Origin of the sequence: Peptococcus simiae (assembly GCF_046569735.1) — a bacterium.
Classification (GTDB): Bacteria; Bacillota; Peptococcia; order Peptococcales; family Peptococcaceae; genus Peptococcus; species Peptococcus simiae_A.
The window spans coordinates 85,086-102,320 of sequence record NZ_JBKICG010000002.1 but is presented as its reverse complement, the minus strand read 5'-3'; the positions used below and the strand labels follow the sequence as shown (position 1 = coordinate 102,320).

The 17,235-nt window shown below is 59.5% G+C and carries 18 protein-coding genes; 14 read left to right on the top strand and 4 right to left on the bottom strand.

Annotation, left to right across the window (positions count from 1 at the left end; genetic code table 11):
* Positions 1-15 precede the first annotated feature (15 nt).
* The 3 genes from ACLGL1_RS01555 (at position 16) to ACLGL1_RS01545 (ending at position 3,301) form a co-directional block, all read left to right on the top strand.
* Positions 16-1,458: a LutB/LldF family L-lactate oxidation iron-sulfur protein gene (locus ACLGL1_RS01555; protein ID WP_411007034.1), complete on the top strand. Its 1,443-nt coding sequence runs from the start codon at positions 16-18 to the stop codon at positions 1,456-1,458.
* The gene (locus tag ACLGL1_RS01550; protein ID WP_411007033.1) at positions 1,451-2,146 is read left to right on the top strand and encodes a LutC/YkgG family protein; all 696 of its coding nucleotides are present in this window, start codon (positions 1,451-1,453) and stop codon (positions 2,144-2,146) included. Before ACLGL1_RS01555 ends, ACLGL1_RS01550 begins: the two co-directional genes overlap by 8 nt.
* Before the next feature lie 207 nt (positions 2,147-2,353).
* Positions 2,354-3,301, top strand: a complete 948-nt coding sequence (locus tag ACLGL1_RS01545) for an alpha/beta hydrolase (RefSeq protein ID WP_411007032.1) — start codon at positions 2,354-2,356, stop codon at positions 3,299-3,301.
* 102 nt (positions 3,302-3,403) lie between these two features.
* Here the strand turns inward: ACLGL1_RS01545 and ACLGL1_RS01540 are convergent, their stop codons facing one another.
* The 4 genes from ACLGL1_RS01540 to ACLGL1_RS01525 form a co-directional block, all read right to left on the bottom strand.
* A complete protein-coding gene (locus ACLGL1_RS01540; protein ID WP_411007031.1) occupies positions 3,404-4,054 on the bottom strand; it encodes an L-2-amino-thiazoline-4-carboxylic acid hydrolase in 651 nt (216 codons plus the stop codon).
* A 120-nt stretch (positions 4,055-4,174) separates the two neighbouring features.
* A complete protein-coding gene (ahpF, locus tag ACLGL1_RS01535; protein WP_411007030.1) occupies positions 4,175-5,695 on the bottom strand; it encodes an alkyl hydroperoxide reductase subunit F in 1,521 nt (506 codons plus the stop codon).
* A complete protein-coding gene (gene ahpC / locus ACLGL1_RS01530) occupies positions 5,695-6,264 on the bottom strand; it encodes an alkyl hydroperoxide reductase subunit C (RefSeq protein ID WP_411007029.1) in 570 nt (189 codons plus the stop codon). Before ahpC ends, ahpF begins: the two co-directional genes overlap by 1 nt.
* Positions 6,265-6,410: 146 nt before the next feature.
* Positions 6,411-8,186 (bottom strand): hypothetical protein, encoded by a 1,776-nt coding sequence (locus ACLGL1_RS01525; protein WP_411007028.1) that lies wholly within the window; start codon positions 8,184-8,186, stop codon positions 6,411-6,413.
* Positions 8,187-8,481: 295 nt separating this feature from the next.
* Between ACLGL1_RS01525 and acpP the strand changes: the two genes are divergently transcribed.
* The 11 genes from acpP to fabG are packed head-to-tail and all read left to right on the top strand — an operon-like array spanning position 8,482 to position 17,230.
* A complete protein-coding gene (acpP, locus tag ACLGL1_RS01520) occupies positions 8,482-8,712 on the top strand; it encodes an acyl carrier protein (RefSeq protein ID WP_411007027.1) in 231 nt (76 codons plus the stop codon).
* A gap of 14 nt (positions 8,713-8,726) precedes the next feature.
* Positions 8,727-9,170, top strand: coding sequence for an acetyl-CoA carboxylase biotin carboxyl carrier protein (locus tag ACLGL1_RS01515; protein ID WP_411007026.1), 444 nt, complete (start codon positions 8,727-8,729; stop codon positions 9,168-9,170).
* Positions 9,163-10,521, top strand: a complete 1,359-nt coding sequence (locus ACLGL1_RS01510) for an acetyl/propionyl/methylcrotonyl-CoA carboxylase subunit alpha (protein WP_411007025.1) — start codon at positions 9,163-9,165, stop codon at positions 10,519-10,521. Before ACLGL1_RS01515 ends, ACLGL1_RS01510 begins: the two co-directional genes overlap by 8 nt.
* Positions 10,518-11,396, top strand: a complete 879-nt coding sequence (accD, locus tag ACLGL1_RS01505; protein ID WP_411007024.1) for an acetyl-CoA carboxylase, carboxyltransferase subunit beta — start codon at positions 10,518-10,520, stop codon at positions 11,394-11,396. The genes ACLGL1_RS01510 and accD overlap by 4 nt, the downstream gene beginning before the upstream one ends.
* On the top strand, positions 11,393-12,184 hold the full coding sequence (gene accA / locus ACLGL1_RS01500) for a carboxyltransferase subunit alpha (RefSeq protein ID WP_411007023.1): 792 nt from the start codon (positions 11,393-11,395) through the stop codon (positions 12,182-12,184). Before accD ends, accA begins: the two co-directional genes overlap by 4 nt.
* Complete coding sequence (locus ACLGL1_RS01495) at positions 12,168-12,635, top strand: MarR family winged helix-turn-helix transcriptional regulator (RefSeq protein WP_411007022.1); 468 nt, start codon at positions 12,168-12,170, stop codon at positions 12,633-12,635. The genes accA and ACLGL1_RS01495 overlap by 17 nt, the downstream gene beginning before the upstream one ends.
* Entirely contained in the window at positions 12,632-13,579 is a 948-nt protein-coding gene (locus tag ACLGL1_RS01490; RefSeq protein ID WP_411007021.1) for a beta-ketoacyl-ACP synthase 3, read from the top strand. The genes ACLGL1_RS01495 and ACLGL1_RS01490 overlap by 4 nt, the downstream gene beginning before the upstream one ends.
* Positions 13,566-14,549 (top strand): NAD(P)H-dependent flavin oxidoreductase, encoded by a 984-nt coding sequence (locus ACLGL1_RS01485; protein WP_411007020.1) that lies wholly within the window; start codon positions 13,566-13,568, stop codon positions 14,547-14,549. The genes ACLGL1_RS01490 and ACLGL1_RS01485 overlap by 14 nt, the downstream gene beginning before the upstream one ends.
* Positions 14,525-15,583, top strand: a complete 1,059-nt coding sequence (locus ACLGL1_RS01480) for an NAD(P)H-dependent flavin oxidoreductase (protein ID WP_411007019.1) — start codon at positions 14,525-14,527, stop codon at positions 15,581-15,583. The genes ACLGL1_RS01485 and ACLGL1_RS01480 overlap by 25 nt, the downstream gene beginning before the upstream one ends.
* Positions 15,580-16,509 carry an ACP S-malonyltransferase gene (locus tag ACLGL1_RS01475; protein ID WP_411007018.1) on the top strand — a complete coding sequence of 310 codons (930 nt, stop codon included), beginning with the start codon at positions 15,580-15,582 and terminating at the stop codon, positions 16,507-16,509. Before ACLGL1_RS01480 ends, ACLGL1_RS01475 begins: the two co-directional genes overlap by 4 nt.
* Positions 16,502-17,230, top strand: coding sequence for a 3-oxoacyl-[acyl-carrier-protein] reductase (gene fabG / locus ACLGL1_RS01470; protein ID WP_411007017.1), 729 nt, complete (start codon positions 16,502-16,504; stop codon positions 17,228-17,230). The genes ACLGL1_RS01475 and fabG overlap by 8 nt, the downstream gene beginning before the upstream one ends.
* Positions 17,231-17,235 lie beyond the last annotated feature (5 nt).

Below are 17,235 nucleotides of genomic sequence, written 5' to 3'. Positions count from 1 at the left end.
ATTGGAGGTGGGGGCATGGCCATACTGGTTAACCCGGAACAGCCGCTTAAAGAACGGTTAGATGAAACAATGAATAATGCCTTTACAAGAGAGGCAACAGCCCTGGCACAGGATAATTTCAATACCAGTCGAGACGCTTACACAGAAAAGAAAAAGGACTGGCAGGCCATTAAAGACTATGCCGCAGCCATCCGGGCCCATACCCTGGACCACTTAGATGACTACCTGGCTACCTTTATTGATCACGCCACAGCCAATGGCAGCCAGGTCCACCTGGCTAAGACCGATCAAGAGGCCCGGGATATTGTCCTGGGGATTATTGAGGCCGTTGGCGGCAAAAGCGTGGTCAAGAGCAAGTCCATGATGAGCGAGGAAGTGGGCATTAACCCGGCCCTCCAGGCCGCCGGCATTGAGGTAACGGAAACTGACCTAGGAGAATGGATCCTGGAGCTGGACGACTGGGATACCCCTTCCCATATCCTGGCCCCGGCCATGCACAAGGACCGGTACCGGATCCACGAGCTCTTCACTGAGTACGGTTACACCGGGACGACAGACATCCCGGAAATGACCCGGTTTGCCCGGGAATCCCTGCGGAAAAAATTCCTGGCGGCCGATGTTGGCATGACCGGCTGTAACTTTGCCATTGCCTCTACCGGGTCTACCTGCATTATGACCAATGAAGGGAACGGCCGGATGGTCACCAGCCTGCCCAAGACCCAGATTGTCCTCATGGGCATGGAACGGATTGTTCCTAATATGAGCGACCTGGATGCTATGATGCAGGTCCTGCCCCAGTCCGTCCTGGGCCTGACCACTTCCAGCTACCTGTCCTTTACCCATGGCCCTCGGCGGGCAGATGAAGTCGATGGCCCGGACCAGGTCCACATTATTATTATTGACAATGGCCGGTCTCATATCCTGGGCGGCCCCTTCCATGATATGCTCCGCTGCATCCGGTGTGGGACCTGCCAGAATGTCTGCCCGGTTTACCGGCATATTACCGGCCATGGCTACGGGTCCATTTACGAAGGCCCCATGGGCATTGTCCTGACCCCGCTCCTGGCCGGCAAGGACCAGACCGGCCACCTGCCCTACCTGTCCACCCTCTGTGGCGAATGTACGGCCAACTGCCCGGTGGAAATCCCCCTGCATGAACTAATCTTAAAGCATCGGGAAAGCCTCCATGACCGGGCCCAGCTCAGCCCTGAAGCCGCCATCTTCAAGGGGGCCGGCCTGGCCCTGGGCAGTTCGCTGACCTACAAGGCCATGCTGGCCTTTGGCCGTCCCCTCATGCGGGGCCTGGCCCTGGTCCAAGGCTCCGGTGACCACCTGGACGGCCGGAATGTCCTGCCTATTTTGTCCAACTGGACCAGGGGGCGGGACCTGCCCCTCCTGGCCAAGCCCTTCCACCAAGTAGCGGCCCGTCAGCTGAAAGGAGATGGTTCTCATGACTGAGACCAGTCGTGAAGCCTTTTTAGGGGCCGTAACCGGGGCCCTAAAAAACCATAAGAAAGCAGCCAGGCCCGACCCGGCCACCAGCCCTGCCTACCACCGGCTGGCTGACCTGGGCCCGGAAGCCCTGGTTGACCAGTTCCTAAGCCAGGCCCCCATCCGTCACTTTACCGGGGACCGGGTCCAGACCGCCCAACTGGCTGAGGCCTTAAAGCCGGTCCTGACCCGGCCGGGGATGGATAAGATTGTCATCTGTGATGATGAGATGACCCGGTCCCTGGACCTGGAAGGGGCAGTCAAGGCTGCCGGCAAGACCCCCCTGGTCTACCGGCCTGAGGACCATGACCATGCCAGCCTGGTGGACCTCTTAAAAGACGCCAACCTGGGCCTGACCGTCCCGACCTATGGTCTGGCAGATGTGGGGGCCGTCATCGAGATGGCCTCCCGGGCTATTCCCAAAAGCTTTAGCCTCCTGCCCCCGGTCCATGTCAGCCTCCTGCCCCTGTCCAGACTCTACCCCTCCATGAGCCAAGTGGCCGACCTCCTGGAGGCCCGCTACCAAAAAAAGGGGCTGACCTCCGGTATGAACCAGATTTGCGGTCCTTCTTCCACCGGGGATATTGAAAGTTACCTGGTGACCGGGGCCCATGGGCCGGTTGAGGAATACGTCTTTATTATTATGGATCAATAATCGTTACTTGAGGCGCCGGAAGGCGCCTTTTTTGTGCCCTGGAAAAGGCATGGCGGACAAGGGAGTTAGTTATTGCTAAAAAACCTTGCAGGACAGATGCCCCGGTTGTATACTTATAATAGTTAGTGAATATTGCATTCGGCTGGATGGGCTAAGTCCATGGCGGCAGGCCATCCAGCCGGCTTTTCAGGCAAGAAGGGAGGACCTATGAGCCTTAGCTATCGTCTGCTCGCCGGATTGGTCCGGCTATCGGGGGTCAAGCGGGTCTTTCGTAAGCCGGCGGCCGAGATCCTGGCCTATGCCAAAAGGCAAAATGCGCGAAAGCCCTTCCGGCCGGACCGGCTCCGCCGGCGGGCGGCTCAAAAGGGCTATACCTGTCTCCTGGAGGATATTGCCGGCTACCCCTGTATCCGCTTCCAGCCCTGCCGGCCCCCTCAAGCCGAAGCCATCCTCTACTTGTATGGCGGCGGCATGATCACCGGGCCCGACCGGCTGGACTTCTCCCTGGCCGAGCGGCTCATGGCCCGGACAGGGAAGGATGTCTGGCTGCCCCTTTACCCCCTTTGCCTGGACCAGAGTGTGGCCCGGTCCTATACCGCCAGCCTGGCTGTCTATGAAAGGATGCTGGCGACCTATCCGGCAAGGGGGATCCGGGTCCTGGGCTTTTCCTCCGGGGCTGTCCTGGCTCTGGGTATCTTCCTTTTAAATAATGACCTGGGCCGGCCCCTGCCCATGGCCCAAGAAATCATCGCTGTGTCGCCGGGCGGCCTGCCTGATCCCGACCGGCCGGAAGACCAGGCCCTCCTTGCCGACCTGGCCAGGTATTCGGAGAGGGATGTGCTGATTGATGCGGCCTACTTTCAAACCGCCCGGCAGATTTTAAAGCGGGAGGAGGACCTGCCGGATTTTATGTTGGATGGGCGCAGGGGGGACTTTACAGACTTTCCCCCGACCTATTTCTATTATGGGTCCCATGAATGCCTCTATGCCTATGCCCCTTACTTTAAGGCCGCCTATGACCGTTACCAAAGGCCTTGCCAGGTCATCGTCGGCCCGGGCCTCTGCCATTGCTATCCCCTCATGCGCTTTTTTAAAGAGGGAAGGCAGGCACAAGAAGAAATCATCCGGCGGCTACAATACAGGTTGACCGACTAAGCCAAAGCAAATCAAAGCCCTACCGGGAAATCGAGTGACCCGGTAGGGCTTTGATTTGTTCTTGTTTTCTTTTTATCCAGCCAGGGCAGGCGGTCAAGGGCTTTAAGGGCTGGCGTCATCCCACTTGGACCCCTTTTTATAAATATAAAAGTCACAATAATCGGCCCCGGTTGCCAGGGTGCCGGTTCTTTTAAGGCAGCCCCCAGCCAGGTCAATCATGGCAAAGTCCAGCTGGCACATATAGGGGATGAGGTCTTCGTGCCCCTCTTGCCGGCCCAGGGCACACAGGCCGCATTGATGAAAAATCATGGTGTATTCGTTTTCGTCCCGGCCCAAGCGGACTTCCGCCTGCCAATTAAAGGCGCTGTCAGAGGCGGCATTGGCCCTCAGGGTCTGCCGGTGATTTTTTTCCTGGGCCTGGCGGGAAAAGCGGTTTTGCCGGGATAAGAGGGCCTTTAGCCAGGAAGCTTCCAAGGTGAATTGGATCATTTTGCCAAAGTCTTCCGAAGTCATCTTCCCGGCCATGGCATCAAAAATTGATAACCAGACCATACCGCCGGCTAAGCATAACCTTAGGGGGTTCTCCCGGTAGGGGCCGATGTCCGGTGTGCGGTTGACCATGGCGGTATAGTTGGCCTTGGCCTGTCTTTTGACCTGGCGAAGGGGGATATCCTTCCAGGCCTTTCTAATAAAGGCCAGGCTGGAGGGGGCCAGGGCCAACCAGAGGATTTTTTCGCAGGCTGTTTTTTTCATAGGGTTGCCGTCCTTATCTTTAAAGGTAGTTTATTATATTATTTTAGCCGGTTGCCAGGATAGGTCAAGCCAAAAAAAGCCACCGGCGGGCCGGTGGCTTGAGTATGCACTTCTATCGCTTTAGCTGGTTCTCATCAGGTAGTTGTAGGCCCCCAGGGCAGCGGTGGCGCCGGTCCCCTGGGCAATGACAATCTGCTTGAAGCTGGTGTCCGTACAGTCGCCGGCAGCATAGAGGCCGGGGATATTGGTGGCGCCGACGGCGTCGGTGATGATTTCGCCCCGGCCATTTTTCTCAACCAGACTGATCCAGTCGGTGGTCGGGACCAGGCCCACCTGGATAAAGCAGCCATCGGTGGCTTCTTCAATGCTTTCCCCGCTGACCCGGTCGACATAGCTGATTTTCTCCAGCATCCCTTCGCCGGTGAGGGCCTTGGTCTCGGCATTGGTGACCACCCGGACATTGTCCAGGCTGGCCAGTTTTTCCTGGAGGACGGCGTCAGCCTTGAGTTCGGGCAGGAATTCCAGGACCAGGACTTCCTTGGCCAGGCCGGCCAGGTCAATGGCGGCCTCAATGCCGGAGTTGCCCCCGCCGATGACGGTGACCTTCTTGCCGGTAAAGAGGGGGCCGTCGCAGTGGGTGCAGTAGGCCACCCCCTTGTTGCGGAATTCGATTTCCCCAGGAATACCGATCAACCGCCACTTGGCCCCGGTGGCAATGACCACTGTCCGGGCCGAGAGCTGGCCGGCATCGGTTTTGACCGTCAGGGGGGCCCCTTCGGCGATATCTTCCACGGTGACCTCATCCAGGATGTCCACCTGGTACTTGACCAGCTGGTCCTTGACATCAGCCATGAACTGGGGCCCCTCGGTATAGGCCAGGCCGGTGATGTTTTCGATGGCCAGGGTTTCCTTGACCTGGCCCCCGAAGTCCCTGGCGACCAGGCCGGTGGTAATCCCCTTCCGGGCCCCGTAAATAGCAGCCGTGGCCCCGGCCGGGCCACCGCCAATGACCAGGAGGTCATAGACCGGCTTATCTTCCAGCTGGCGGTCGGCCTTGGTCCCGGTGACCTGGTCCAGGATCTGGTCCAGGCTGATTTTCCCGTTGTAGAAGCTTTCCCCATTGAGGAAGGTGGCCGGGACAGCCAGGACGCCCAGGGCGTTGACGTGGTCCTGGAACATGGACCCGTCAATCATGGTATGGCTGATCTTGGAGTTGAGCACAGCCATGATGTTTAGGGCCTGGACCACTTCCGGGCAATTGTGGCAGCTGAGGCTGGCCACGGTTTCAAAGGCCAGGTCCCGGTCAAGGGCCTGGATTCTATCCTTCTCGGCCGGGTCAATTTTTGGCACCCGGCCACCGACCTGGAGCAGGGCCAGGACGAAGGACTCAAACTCATGGCCCAGGGGGATGCCAGCAAAGCTGACGCCACTGGCCTTGGTGGATGACAGGCTAAAGCTGGGGGTGAACTTGAGGGGCCTTTCCTCCACTTCAAGCTTATCAGACAGGCCCACCAGGTCATCGATAAAGGCCCGCATCTTTTGGGCATTTTCGGATTCATCTAGGCTGAGGCTAATGAGGACATCTTCTTCCAACAGCTGGAGGTAGTCCTTCACCTGGTTCTTTAACTGGGCATCTAACATTAGATTTTACCGACAAGGTCCAGACCCGGGGTCAGGGTTTCGCCGGATTCTTTCCACTTGGCCGGGCAAACTTCACCGGGGTTTTCACGGATGAACTGGGCAGCCCGGATTTTGTCGTAGATTTGGCTGGCGTCCCGGCCAATGCCGTCGGCATTGACTTCCATGGTCTGGATGATGCCGTCCGGGTCGATGACAAAGGTGGCCCGCTGAGCCAGGCCGGCTTCTTCGTCTAAGACGTCGAAGGACCGGCTGATGGACTTGTGGGGGTCAGCCAGCATGGTGTATTCCAGCTTGCTGATGGCCTCTGAATGGTCGTGCCAGGCCTTATGGACAAAGTGGGTATCGGTGGACATGGAGTAGACCTCTACGCCCAGTTCCTGTAACTTGGCATACTGGCCCTGCATGTCTTCCAATTCGGTGGGGCAGACAAAGGTAAAGTCGGCCGGGTAGAACATTAAAACGGTCCATTGGCCTTCAAAGTCCTTGTTGGAGACTTGGACGAATGCTTCTTTTTTCGGGTTATATCCATCAGCAATAAATTCCGGGATTTGTTTCTTGACTTGGGACATAATAAGTTCCTCCTTAAAATTTCTTGCTTAGTAGTTAGTTATAGACAACTACATATAGTATACCCAACTTTGTCACAAATAACAAGTTTGGCAAAAGTAACAAAAAGAACCCGGTCTGAAGTCGGACTTCAGACCGGGTTCCCTACTTATGCAATGCTTATAAAGAGGCTATCTGCCTGGCTGTTTTCTTGGGCATAGGTTTGCAGGTGGAGGCTGCCATCGGCACTGGGCCGGATGGCAGAAATCCGCCTGGTATTGGGCCGGTCTTTACCGGCGTGGATGAGGGGGAGGGCCCCTTCATTTAAGGCCAGGGGGGCCAGGGTGCCGGTTTTTAGGTCGAGGACAGAAAGCCTGGTGAAGGCCTGGTCATCAGCTAGGTCAACAGGGAAGAGAGCCAGGTAGTGGTCGCTGAAGAGGACCTTCTGAATGACAAAGGACTTGGACTGGGGCAGGAGGTCCAGGGTCGGGTCCAGCCGCCAGGTCCAGCGGCCGGCGTCGAGGTCATAGTGCCAGACCTCCTCCGTCCGCCCCTTTAGGGTTCGCATTTCCCGGGAGGCTACGAGCTGGTTGTCCTTGAGGACGGGGTCACGGAAGGCATAGCCTTCGGAAATCATCTTGGCCGCTCCGGGCTTATTTAAGTCACAGAGGACCATGCCCTCAGACAGGCCTCCCTGGCCGATGGTCCAGACGACCCTGTCCCCGTCCAGTTGGACATCCAGGTAGTAGCGGTGGGGGCCCTTAAGGGTATCAAGGACCTGGTAGTCGCCAGTCTTCCGGTTATAGGCCTTGAGCTGGGCGGAAGCACCGGGCTTGTCCTTGAAGCCGGTGGTATAGACAATCCAGTTTTCATTGGCGGCTAGCTTATCGATGTCCGGATAAAGCTGGTCGGCAATGAGCCGGGCCTGGCCGGGATTGGATAGGGGGGCCTCGTAGAGGTTAAAGGGCATGCCACCGGGGTTATCTGTGGAGGCGGTTTCCTGCCAGACCAGCCGGTCGGCTGTGGGAATCAGGGTTGGATTGGTGAGGACCCCCAGCTTGTTCTTGCCCGTTAGGATGACCCGACCCCGGTGGTAGAGCTTGCTGTAGCCGCCGCTGTTGAGCTGGGCATCACCGGTCAGGAGGCTACCGTCCGCCAGTCGGTCGATGACCTTGTCCACCTGGGGGGCCTCGGCTTTCAGGGCCGGGGTTGGCCCGGTGGCGGACAGGGTCTTGTCCGGTTTGAGGACCCTGGCCGGGGTCAGGGCGGTAATGCTGCGACTGTCATCGTTCCAATTCACAGTGCCGGCTGTTTCCACCAAGGCCCGGAGGGGGAGGTAAAAGTAGGGGCCGTCCAAATAGGGGGCGACAGGGGCCACGGCCGGATTTTGGTTAACCATGTAGGCGGTTTGGCCCAGGTGCCACCGACTGATGGTACCGTTTAAGCTGGTGACCGTCACAGAGAGGCCATCATGGGCGGCGGAAAAATGGAGCCGGGGCAGGAGCCAGTCAGCAATCATGGCGCTATTGTCGACCAGGCTGATGCCGGCGGCCTGGTCTTCCGGGCTGAGGGCCTGGCCATTTAAAATAACCTGGCCACCGGTTTCGACCGGCTTGACCGCCTGCTTGGCATAAAAAGACTTGTAAAGGGCCAGGTCTTCAGGGGATACCTGGCCGAGGCGGTCAGCAGCCTGGTCCGGGGCAGGGATTTTGGCCAGGTCTTTTTCAGCCTGGCTAAGGGCTTCAGGGGAGCTGTTGCCCTGGTAGTAGTCCGTGTAAAGGGTGCGGATGGCAGCCGGGCGGCTAGCGCCAGCTCCGACCTGCTTGGCCGGGGCGGCTGTATTTGCCGGCGGGGCCGAAGCCTCCTGGGCCAGGGCCGGCGTCCCGGCAGACAGGCCTAGGAGACAGGCCAGGCCCACAAGGATAAGGCGGGACTTCTTAAACATGGTAGACTCCTTTCTTTTTTCTATTGCTGGCATAGGGCATTCCTTACAAGAAGGGGTAAAACTTAGTTTAAGTATAGCAGGAATAAGCTGGTAAATATATAAAAATTTGCCAAGCAAGGACTTTTGTTTTTCTGTCAACATAAGGAGGCAAGGCAGGATATCCGTAATAAGTAACAATTTATTATTTTGGATGTCAAACTATTTACTTTGATAGTCAAACTATCTATAATAGGAGGCAATTACTTTGATAATCAAAGTAATCAAATGCTGATGACAACCTGAGGAGGTATAAAAAATGATTTTTGACAAAGTAAAGGACGCCATTGTAGATACCCTGAACTGTGATGTTGAAGCGGTCACCATGGAGGCCCGCCTGCGGGAAGACCTGGACGCTGACTCCCTCGACGCAACGGAACTGATCATGAACCTGGAAGAAGCCTTTGGCCTGTCCATTTCCGATGAGGAAAGCCAACAACTAACCACCGTTGGGGACATTGTCAAGTACATCGAAAAAGCGCAGCAGTAATCAAGGGCAGGGCCATGACGATTGATGAGATTGAACGTTTACTGCGGGCCTTTGACCGGAGCGGGGTTGCCCAGTTAACGGTGAAAACCGCTGACGGGACCGTCAAGCTGAACAAGGCCCCCCTGGTGCAGGTAGCCACTCCCGGTCCTCAAGGGGCAAGCCCGGCGCCCGGGGCGGCGTCTGAAGTCCCCTGCCCGGTTGAAGAAGAGCCGGATTTTGCCACTGTGGAAGCCCCTTTAGCAGGGACTTTTTATGCGGCACCGGCTGAAGATGCCGATGCCTTTGTCCGGGTTGGTGACCACATTGAGGTCGGGCAGACCATTGGGATTATTGAAGCCATGAAGGTTATGAATGATATCCCTTCAACGGTTAGTGGCCGGGTGGTTGCCATCTTACCGACTAATGGATCGGTGATTGGCTACCATGATGTCATCTTACAGGTGGAAGCGGATGTTTAAAACAGTATGTATTGCCAACAGAGGCGAGGTAGCCGTCCGGATCATCCGGACCTGCCGGGATATGGGTATTAAAACCGTCCTCCCCTATGCTGAGCCGGATGCAGGCAGCCTGGCTGTAGCCCTGGCGGATACAGCCGTCTGTATTGGCCCGGCGGCCCTCAATGCCTCTTACCTAAATGCAGATGCTATTTTATCCGTAGCCTTGGCCTGTGAGGCCGAAGCGGTTCATCCGGGCTACGGATTTTTATCTGAAAAGGCAGACTTTGCCCGACAGGTTGCTGACCAGGGCCTGGTCTTTATCGGGCCGCCCGCAGAGGTCATAGCCCAGATGGGGGATAAGATCGCAGCCCGGCAGCGGATGCGGGCAGCCGGGGTTCCGGTTATTCCGGGGTCCGATGGCCCGACAGCCAGTCTGGAAGCGGTCCTGGCGGTGGCTGAAGAAGGGGGCTACCCCCTGCTCTTGAAGGCAGCAGCCGGCGGGGGCGGTCGGGGCATGCGGCTGGTGGAAGCGGCAGAAGGCCTGGAAGAGGCCTTTTTGGCTGCCCGGCGAGAGTCGGAAGCAGCCTTTGGCGACGGCCGGCTCTATGCAGAAAAGTACCTGACCGGGGCCAAGCACATCGAGGTGCAGATTGCCTGTGACCAGGCCGGCCGCTGTGTCCACTTGGGTGAGCGGGACTGCTCCCTCCAGCACCGCCACCAAAAGGTCCTGGAAGAGACGCCCTGCCAACGCCTGTCGGCCGGCCTGCGGGAGGCCATTTGCCAGGCGGCGGTCCAGGCCGCCCAGGCAGTGGACTATGTGGGGGTCGGGACCGTTGAATTTTTGGTCACCGCTGAGGGCGACTGGTACTTTATGGAGATGAACACCCGGCTCCAGGTCGAGCACCCCATTACCGAATGGGTGACCGGCATTGACCTGGTTCGGACCCAGCTGCGACTGGCTGAAGGCCTGGCCCTGGAATGGGCCCAGGAGGACATCCGGCTCCAGGGCCATGCCATCGAGTGCCGGATCAATGCCCAGGACCCGATGACCGGCTTCCGGCCTTCTGTGGGCCGGGTCGAATCCCTCCACCTGCCTGAGGGGCCTTTTGTCCGGGTGGACTCGGCCCTGTTGCCGGGGGAGGAGGTCTCTCCCTTTTATGACTCCCTCCTGGCTAAGGTAACCGTCTGGGGGGAAAGTCGGCAAATCGCCATCCGGCGGATGCGGCGGGCCCTGTCTGAGATTATTATTGAGGGCCTTGATACCACGACCGACTTACATTTTATGATCCTACACCACCGGGATGTCATCCGTGGTGCCTATACGAGCCAATTTTTAGATGATCACCTGAAGGAACTGGTGGATTTATTATGATGAAAGATGCTTTTTCCCAGCGGAAGGACCGGCTCAAGGTCTTTCAGGCTGCCCGGGAGCGGCTCCTGCGCCGCCCGGCGCCGGATAGGGATGATTTACGAAATATCAACTGCCCCCTATGTGGCGGGCGGATCCTCATGGCCGACCTCCGGGCGGCCCTTTATATCTGTCCGGCTTGCGGCCAGACCCTACCTATGCCGGCCCATGCCCGGTTGGAAAACCTGCTGGACCCCGGCACCATGAAAGAGCGGCAGGAGGGGCTTAAGACGACTAACCCCCTGGCCTTTCCCGGCTATAGCGACAAGCTGGACCGGGCCCGTCGGCAAAGCGGGCTGAATGACTCGGTGGTGACCGCTACCGGCCGGATTGACGGCCTGGCAGTGGCCATTGCCTGCATGGACAGCCGCTTTATGATGGGCAGCATGGGGGTGGTCTGCGGGGAAAAACTGGTGAGCCTGATTGAACACGCCAGCAAGCGCAAGCTCCCCTTGGTCATCGTCGCCACCAGCGGCGGGGCCCGGATGCAGGAAGGCATTTTATCCCTCATGCAGATGGCCCGCACCAGCCAGGCCCTCAACCACTTCCATGCCGCCGGCCTCTTATACATCGTGGTCCTGACCGATCCCACCACCGGTGGGGTCATGGCCAGTTTTGCCAGCCTGGCGGATATCACCCTGGCCGAGCCCGGTGCCCTCATCGGCTTTGCCGGCCCCCGGGTCATCCAACAAACAGTCGGCGGTGACCTGCCGGAAGGCTTTCAGCGGGCAGCAGCCCAGCTGGAGAACGGCTTTATTGACGCCATTGTGCCCCGGGAAGACCTGCGACGGGAATTACAGTTTTACTTAACCATCCACCGAAAGGAGGGTCGCCTGTGACCGCTTATGAAACCGTCCGCCTGGCCCGGAGCCAGGGCCGGATCAATGGGAGCCGGCTTTTACAGGCCATTATCGATGACTTCCATGAGCTGCATGGCGACCGGTTGACCGGCGATGACCCGGCCATTATCGGGGGGCTAGGCTACTTAAATGGCCAGGCCGTCACCGTTCTGGTCCAGGAACGGGGCCGGACCCTGGAAGAAAATGAACGGGTTCGTTTTGGTATGCCCATGCCGGAAGGCTACCGGAAGGCTATCCGGCTTATGCGGCAGGCGGAAAAATTTGGCCGGCCGGTCATCACCCTGGTGGATACCCCCGGGGCCTACCCGGGCATTGAGGCAGAAAACCGGGGCCAGGCGGCAGCCATTGCTGAGTGCCTAGCCACTATGCTCAGCCTCAGGGTTCCGACCCTGTCTTTGGTTATCGGAGAAGGGGGGTCCGGTGGGGCTCTGGCCCTGGCCGTCGCTGACCGGCTCTACATGATGGAGCACAGCGTTTTCTCGGTCATATCGCCGGAGGCCTGTGCCAGTATTTTATTCAAAGACCCCAGCCGGGCGCCGGAAGCGGCGGAGGCCCTCCACTTGCAGGCGGCAGACCTCCACGATATGGGCATCTGTGACGGGGTCTTTGGCGAAGCCGGCCAGGATATTACCCATCTGGCGGCCAGCATCCGGCAGACCTTCTCTGACAGCCTGAAGCGCTTGCGGAAGGTGAGTGACCGGGACCTGCCGGAAAACCGTTACCGGCGTTATCGAAAGGTGGGGATGAGCCATGTATTCAGTGGATGAAAATCAGGCCAAAGAAACAATGAATCGCTTTTTAGTGGATATTTTTAACCAAATTCTGGGCATTGAAGAAGACTGGCTAAAGGACCGGTTTGACGGCGATATCACCGTCGCTGAGGCCCATATGCTGGTGGCCATTGGCGAGCGGGAGCACGGGGCCATGAGTGATGTGGCCCGGCACGCTGCTTTAACCAATGGGACCGTGACCACAGCCGTTAAAAAATTGGAGAAGAAGGGCTATGTCCTCCGGACCAGGGATGAAAAGGACCGGCGGAAGTTGCGGGTCCGCCTGACGGATTCCGGCCAGGCCGCTGTCCAGGCCCATGGGGCCTTTCATACCGCCCTTTGTGACGGGATCTGGCAAAACTTAGATGACCAGATGCGGACCCCCTTTATCAAGGGCCTGTCTGAAGCCATCGCCGTCCTCAAGGGGATGCGGGAGGACCTGAAATGATGGCCGGCTTACGGATGATAGGCACAGGGGCCCGGGCCGGCAGTCGGCGGGTCAGCAATGCAGGCCTCTGCACCCGGCTGGATTCCAGCGACGAATGGATCCGGACCCGGACCGGTATTTATGCTCGTCATCTGGCCGGCCCCGGGGAAAGGGTCGAGGACCTGGCTGCGGCAGCGGCCCGCCAGGCCCTGGACCGGGCAGCCATTGATCCGGCCACCATCAGCCTGGTCATTGTGGCGACCTTCAGCCCCGCCGGTCGGATGCCGGCTGTGGCCACCGGCCTGGTCGGTGCCCTAGGCCTGGGTGAAGGGGTCCTGGCCTTTGATTTGAACGGGGCCTGCACCGGCTTTGTCCAGGCCCTGGATTGTGCCCGGAGCTTTCTGGCCACCCGGCCGGCGGGCCAACGGGCCCTGGTAGTAGGGGCGGAAATTATCTCCCGCTGGGTCGACTGGGATGACCGAGGGACGGCCGTCCTCTTTGGCGACGGGGCCGGGGCCGTTATCGTGGAACAGGCCTCAACCCTGTATGCGTCCCAGTTCGGCGTCCGAACCCAGCCGGAGGCCCTGGCTGTCCAGCCGGATGCCACCGGCCGGTCTGTGGTCCGAATGGATGGCCAGGCCATCTTCCGCTTTGCCTTGCGGCAGGTCCCGGCCCTAATCCGGGACTTGACTGACCGGGCCGGCTTGGCGCCGGCGGCGGTCAGCCATTTTATCCTGCACCAGGCCAACGGGCGGATTCTGGACAAGGTTGCCCAGCACCTGGACCTGCCGAAGGACCGCTTTTACTTAAATATCGGCGAGCTGGGGAACACCTCAGCCGCCTCCATTCCCTTGGCCTTGGACCAATGGATGACAGAAAAACCGCCCGTGGGCGGAGAAAAAGTTGTATTGGCCGGCTTTGGCGCCGGACTTACTTGGGGAGGAATCATTTTTGAATGGTCATAAATTAACAGAATTGCTAAATGTCCGCTATCCTTTCATTCAGGGCGGGATGGCCCGGATTGCGACCGGGACCTTTGCGGCCCAGGTATCCAATGCCGGGGGCCTCGGGGTTATCGGGTCCGGCAGCATGGAAGTCCAGCACCTGGAGGCCAACATCCGTGACTGTAAGGCCCTCCTGGAACCGGGCCGGACTTGGGCGGTCAACCTCATGATGATGAACCCCCACTGCGATGACCTGGTGGATGTGATTATCCGGGAGAAGGTCCCGGTGGTCACGACCGGGGCCGGGAGCCCGGCTGCCTATGTGAGCCGTCTCCAGGAAGCCGGCTGCCAGGTCTGGCCGGTCATTGCCTCCCCCCTCATGGCCAAACGGATGGCCCGGCTGGGGGTCAATGGCCTGATTGCTGAAGGCTGTGAGGCCGGCGGCCATGTCGGTTCCTTTACGACCATGGCCCTCCTGCCCCAGGTGATTGCCGCTGTAGACCTGCCTGTGGTGGCAGCCGGCGGCATTGTCACCGGCCGTCAGGCTCTGGCGGCCTATGCCCTGGGGGCAGTCGGCTTCCAAATTGGGACGGTCTTACTGGCCGCCGAGGAATGCCCCATCCATGACAATTACCGCCAGCGGATCTTAGGGGCCCGGCTGGAGGATGTAGTCACCATTGGGCGGATTGGGGGCACAGCGACCCAAATGCTCAAAAACCCCATGACCCGGGCCTACTTAAAGATGGAACGGGAGGGGGCTGACTGGGAAACCCTGGAACGGTTCTCCCTGGGTGGCCTGGCCAAGGCTGTTTTACATGGGGACAAGGACCAGGGGGCCATGATGGCCGGCCAGAGTGTCGGCCTGGTCGACCAAGTGCGCCCCCTCAAGGATATTTTCGCAGGCCTCATGGCAGACATGGACCGGGGCCTGCATGACCTGCTTGCAGATTGGGAGGCGGAAGGACCATGGAAATCAACGGACACCATTTAGACCACCCTCTGGCCCAGGGCGGCATGGGGATTGGTATCTCTCTGGATGGCCTGGCCGGGGCAGTGGCCCGGGCCGGCGGTCTGGGGGTCCTGTCCTCTGCCTACGCCGGCCTCCACGAGCCGGGCTTCTGGGCTGACCCCAAGGGGGTCAGCCTCAAGGCCCTGACTCGGCGGATTCGCCAGGCCCGGGACCGGGCCGGCGACCGGGGGCTCATTGGGGTCAATATCATGCGGGCTGTGAGCGATTATAAAGAACAAGTCCATGCAGCCCTGGCCGGCGGTGTCGATGTGATCATCTCCGGCGCCGGCCTGCCCCTGGAATTACCTAAATTGGTCGGCAAGGCCTCGGTCCTCTTGGCGCCGGTCGTTTCTGGCGGCCGGGTGGCCAACCTCATTTGTCGCTACTGGCTCAAGCACGCCGACCGGCTACCGGACCTGGTCCTTGTTGAAGGGCCCTTTGCCGGCGGCCACCTGGGCTTTAAGGACGAAGAATTAGCAGCCGACCAGGAACCGGCCCTGGCTGACCTGGTCAGAGAGGTCCGGAAGGCCCTGGCCCCCTATGAAGAAAAAAAGGGCCGGTCCATTCCCATCATTGCCGCCGGTGGCCTGGTGGACCGGGCCGATGTCCAGGTGGCCCTGGAAGTGGCCGATATTGCCCAGCTGGGCACCCGCTTTATCGCCACCGATGAATGCGATGCCGACCAGGCCTTTAAAGACCGGATCATCCAGGCCCGGGACGAGGACGTCATGGTCATTGACAGCCCGGTTGGGATGCCCGGCCGGGCCCTGAAAAGCCCCTTGACCCTGGCCATTGCCCAGGGGGACCGGCGGCCACCGGCGACCTGCTACAAGTGCCTGGGCCCCTGCAACCCGGCCACGACCCCCTATTGTATATCCCGGGCCCTGGTGGCCTCTGCCCAGGGAGACTGGGAAAATGGCCTCTTCTTTAGCGGGGCCCATGTTGGAAAAATTAACCGGCAGACCCCGGTCGCCGATATCTTTACGGAAGTCCTCGGGGAAGGAGAGACCCTATGATCTGTCTACTTTACGCCGGTCAAGGGAGCCAGGCGGTCGGCATGGGTCTGGACTTTTATGAAGCCGACCCGGCGGCCAAGGCCCTTTATGACCGCTACCCTCAAATCCGGGAGGCCTCTTTTTGGGGCCCCCAGGAAAGCTTAAATGAAACGGCTATGACCCAGCCGGCCATGGGCCTTTTTGCGGCGGTGGTGACCGATTACCTGACCGCCCGCGGCCTTGTCCCGGATATGGCCATGGGCCTGTCCCTGGGCGAATACAGTGCCCTTTATGCTGCCGACAGCTTTTCAGCAGACCAGCTGGTCCAGCTGCTCGAGGTCCGGGGGGCTGCCATGCAGGAAGCGGGTCAGTTGAGGCCCGGCGCCATGGCAGCCATCCTCGGTCTGGACCGGGACCGGGTCGGGGCCATTTGTGCCGACCTGGCAGCTGAGACCGGCCAGGTCATTGCCCTGGCCAATGACAACGCCCCAGCCCAGCAGGTGATCGGTGGCGAAAAGACCGCCCTGGAAGAGGCTGCCCTGCGGCTCAAGGCCGCCGGTGCCCGTCGGGTTGTTCCCCTGCAGGTGAGCGGGGCCTTCCATACCCCCCTTATGGCCCCAGCAGCAGAAACCCTGGCCGAGGCCCTGGCCAAGACCCCGCCCCGGGCCCCCCGGATACCGGTGCTGGCCAATGCCTCGGCCAGCCGGCTGGCTGGCGATGGGGTGGCAGAGAGCCTAATTGCCCAGCTGACCTCCCCGCTCCGTCTGGTGGAAGGCTTTGAAGAGGCCGCCGTCCTGGGGGCCCGGACCTTTATAGAAATCGGCCCGGGCAAGGTTCTGACCGGCCTGGCCCGGAAAACCCTGGGCAAAGATATAAACATTCATTCAGTGGAAACAGTGGCAGGGGCAGAGGACCTGCTGGCCCATTTAGGAGGAAAAGATGACTGAAAAAAAGAAAACAGCATTGGTCACCGGGGCAACCGGTGACATAGGCCAAGCAATTGTCAAAACCTTAACTGAAGCGGGATGGCAGGTCCTGGCCCACTACCATGCCAACCAAAAAGCCGCTGATGACCTGGCCCAGACCTATGGGGCCCTCCCCCTCCAGGCGGACCTGAGCCAGCCCGGGGCAGCCAGCGACCTGGTGGCCGCTGCCCTGGAGGCGGTGGGTCATATCGACGCCCTGGTCAATAATGCTGGCGTCACCAGAGACGGCATGCTGATGAAGATGACCGATGAAGACTACTTCACCGTCATGAATGCCAACCTCTATTCTGCCTTCGCCACCTGCCGGGCCGTCTGCCGGCCCATGATGCGTCAACGCCGAGGCCGGATTGTGAACATGTCATCTGTTGTGGGCCTGATGGGTAATGCCGCCCAAAGCAATTATGCAGCCAGCAAGGCCGGCCTCATCGGTCTGACCAAGAGCCTGGCCCGTGAACTGGCCCCCCGGAACATTACCGTCAATGCCCTGGCACCTGGGTATATTGATACCAAGATGACAGCCATCCTGCCTGATGAAGTCAAGGCAAAAAACCTGTCCCATGTTCCCATGGGACGAGTAGGTACTCCGGCAGATGTTGCCCATGTAGTGGCCTTTCTGCTTGATGATAAAGCCGCCTATATTACCGGGCAAGTCCTGTCCGTAGATGGCGGCATGGCTATGTAGGAGGA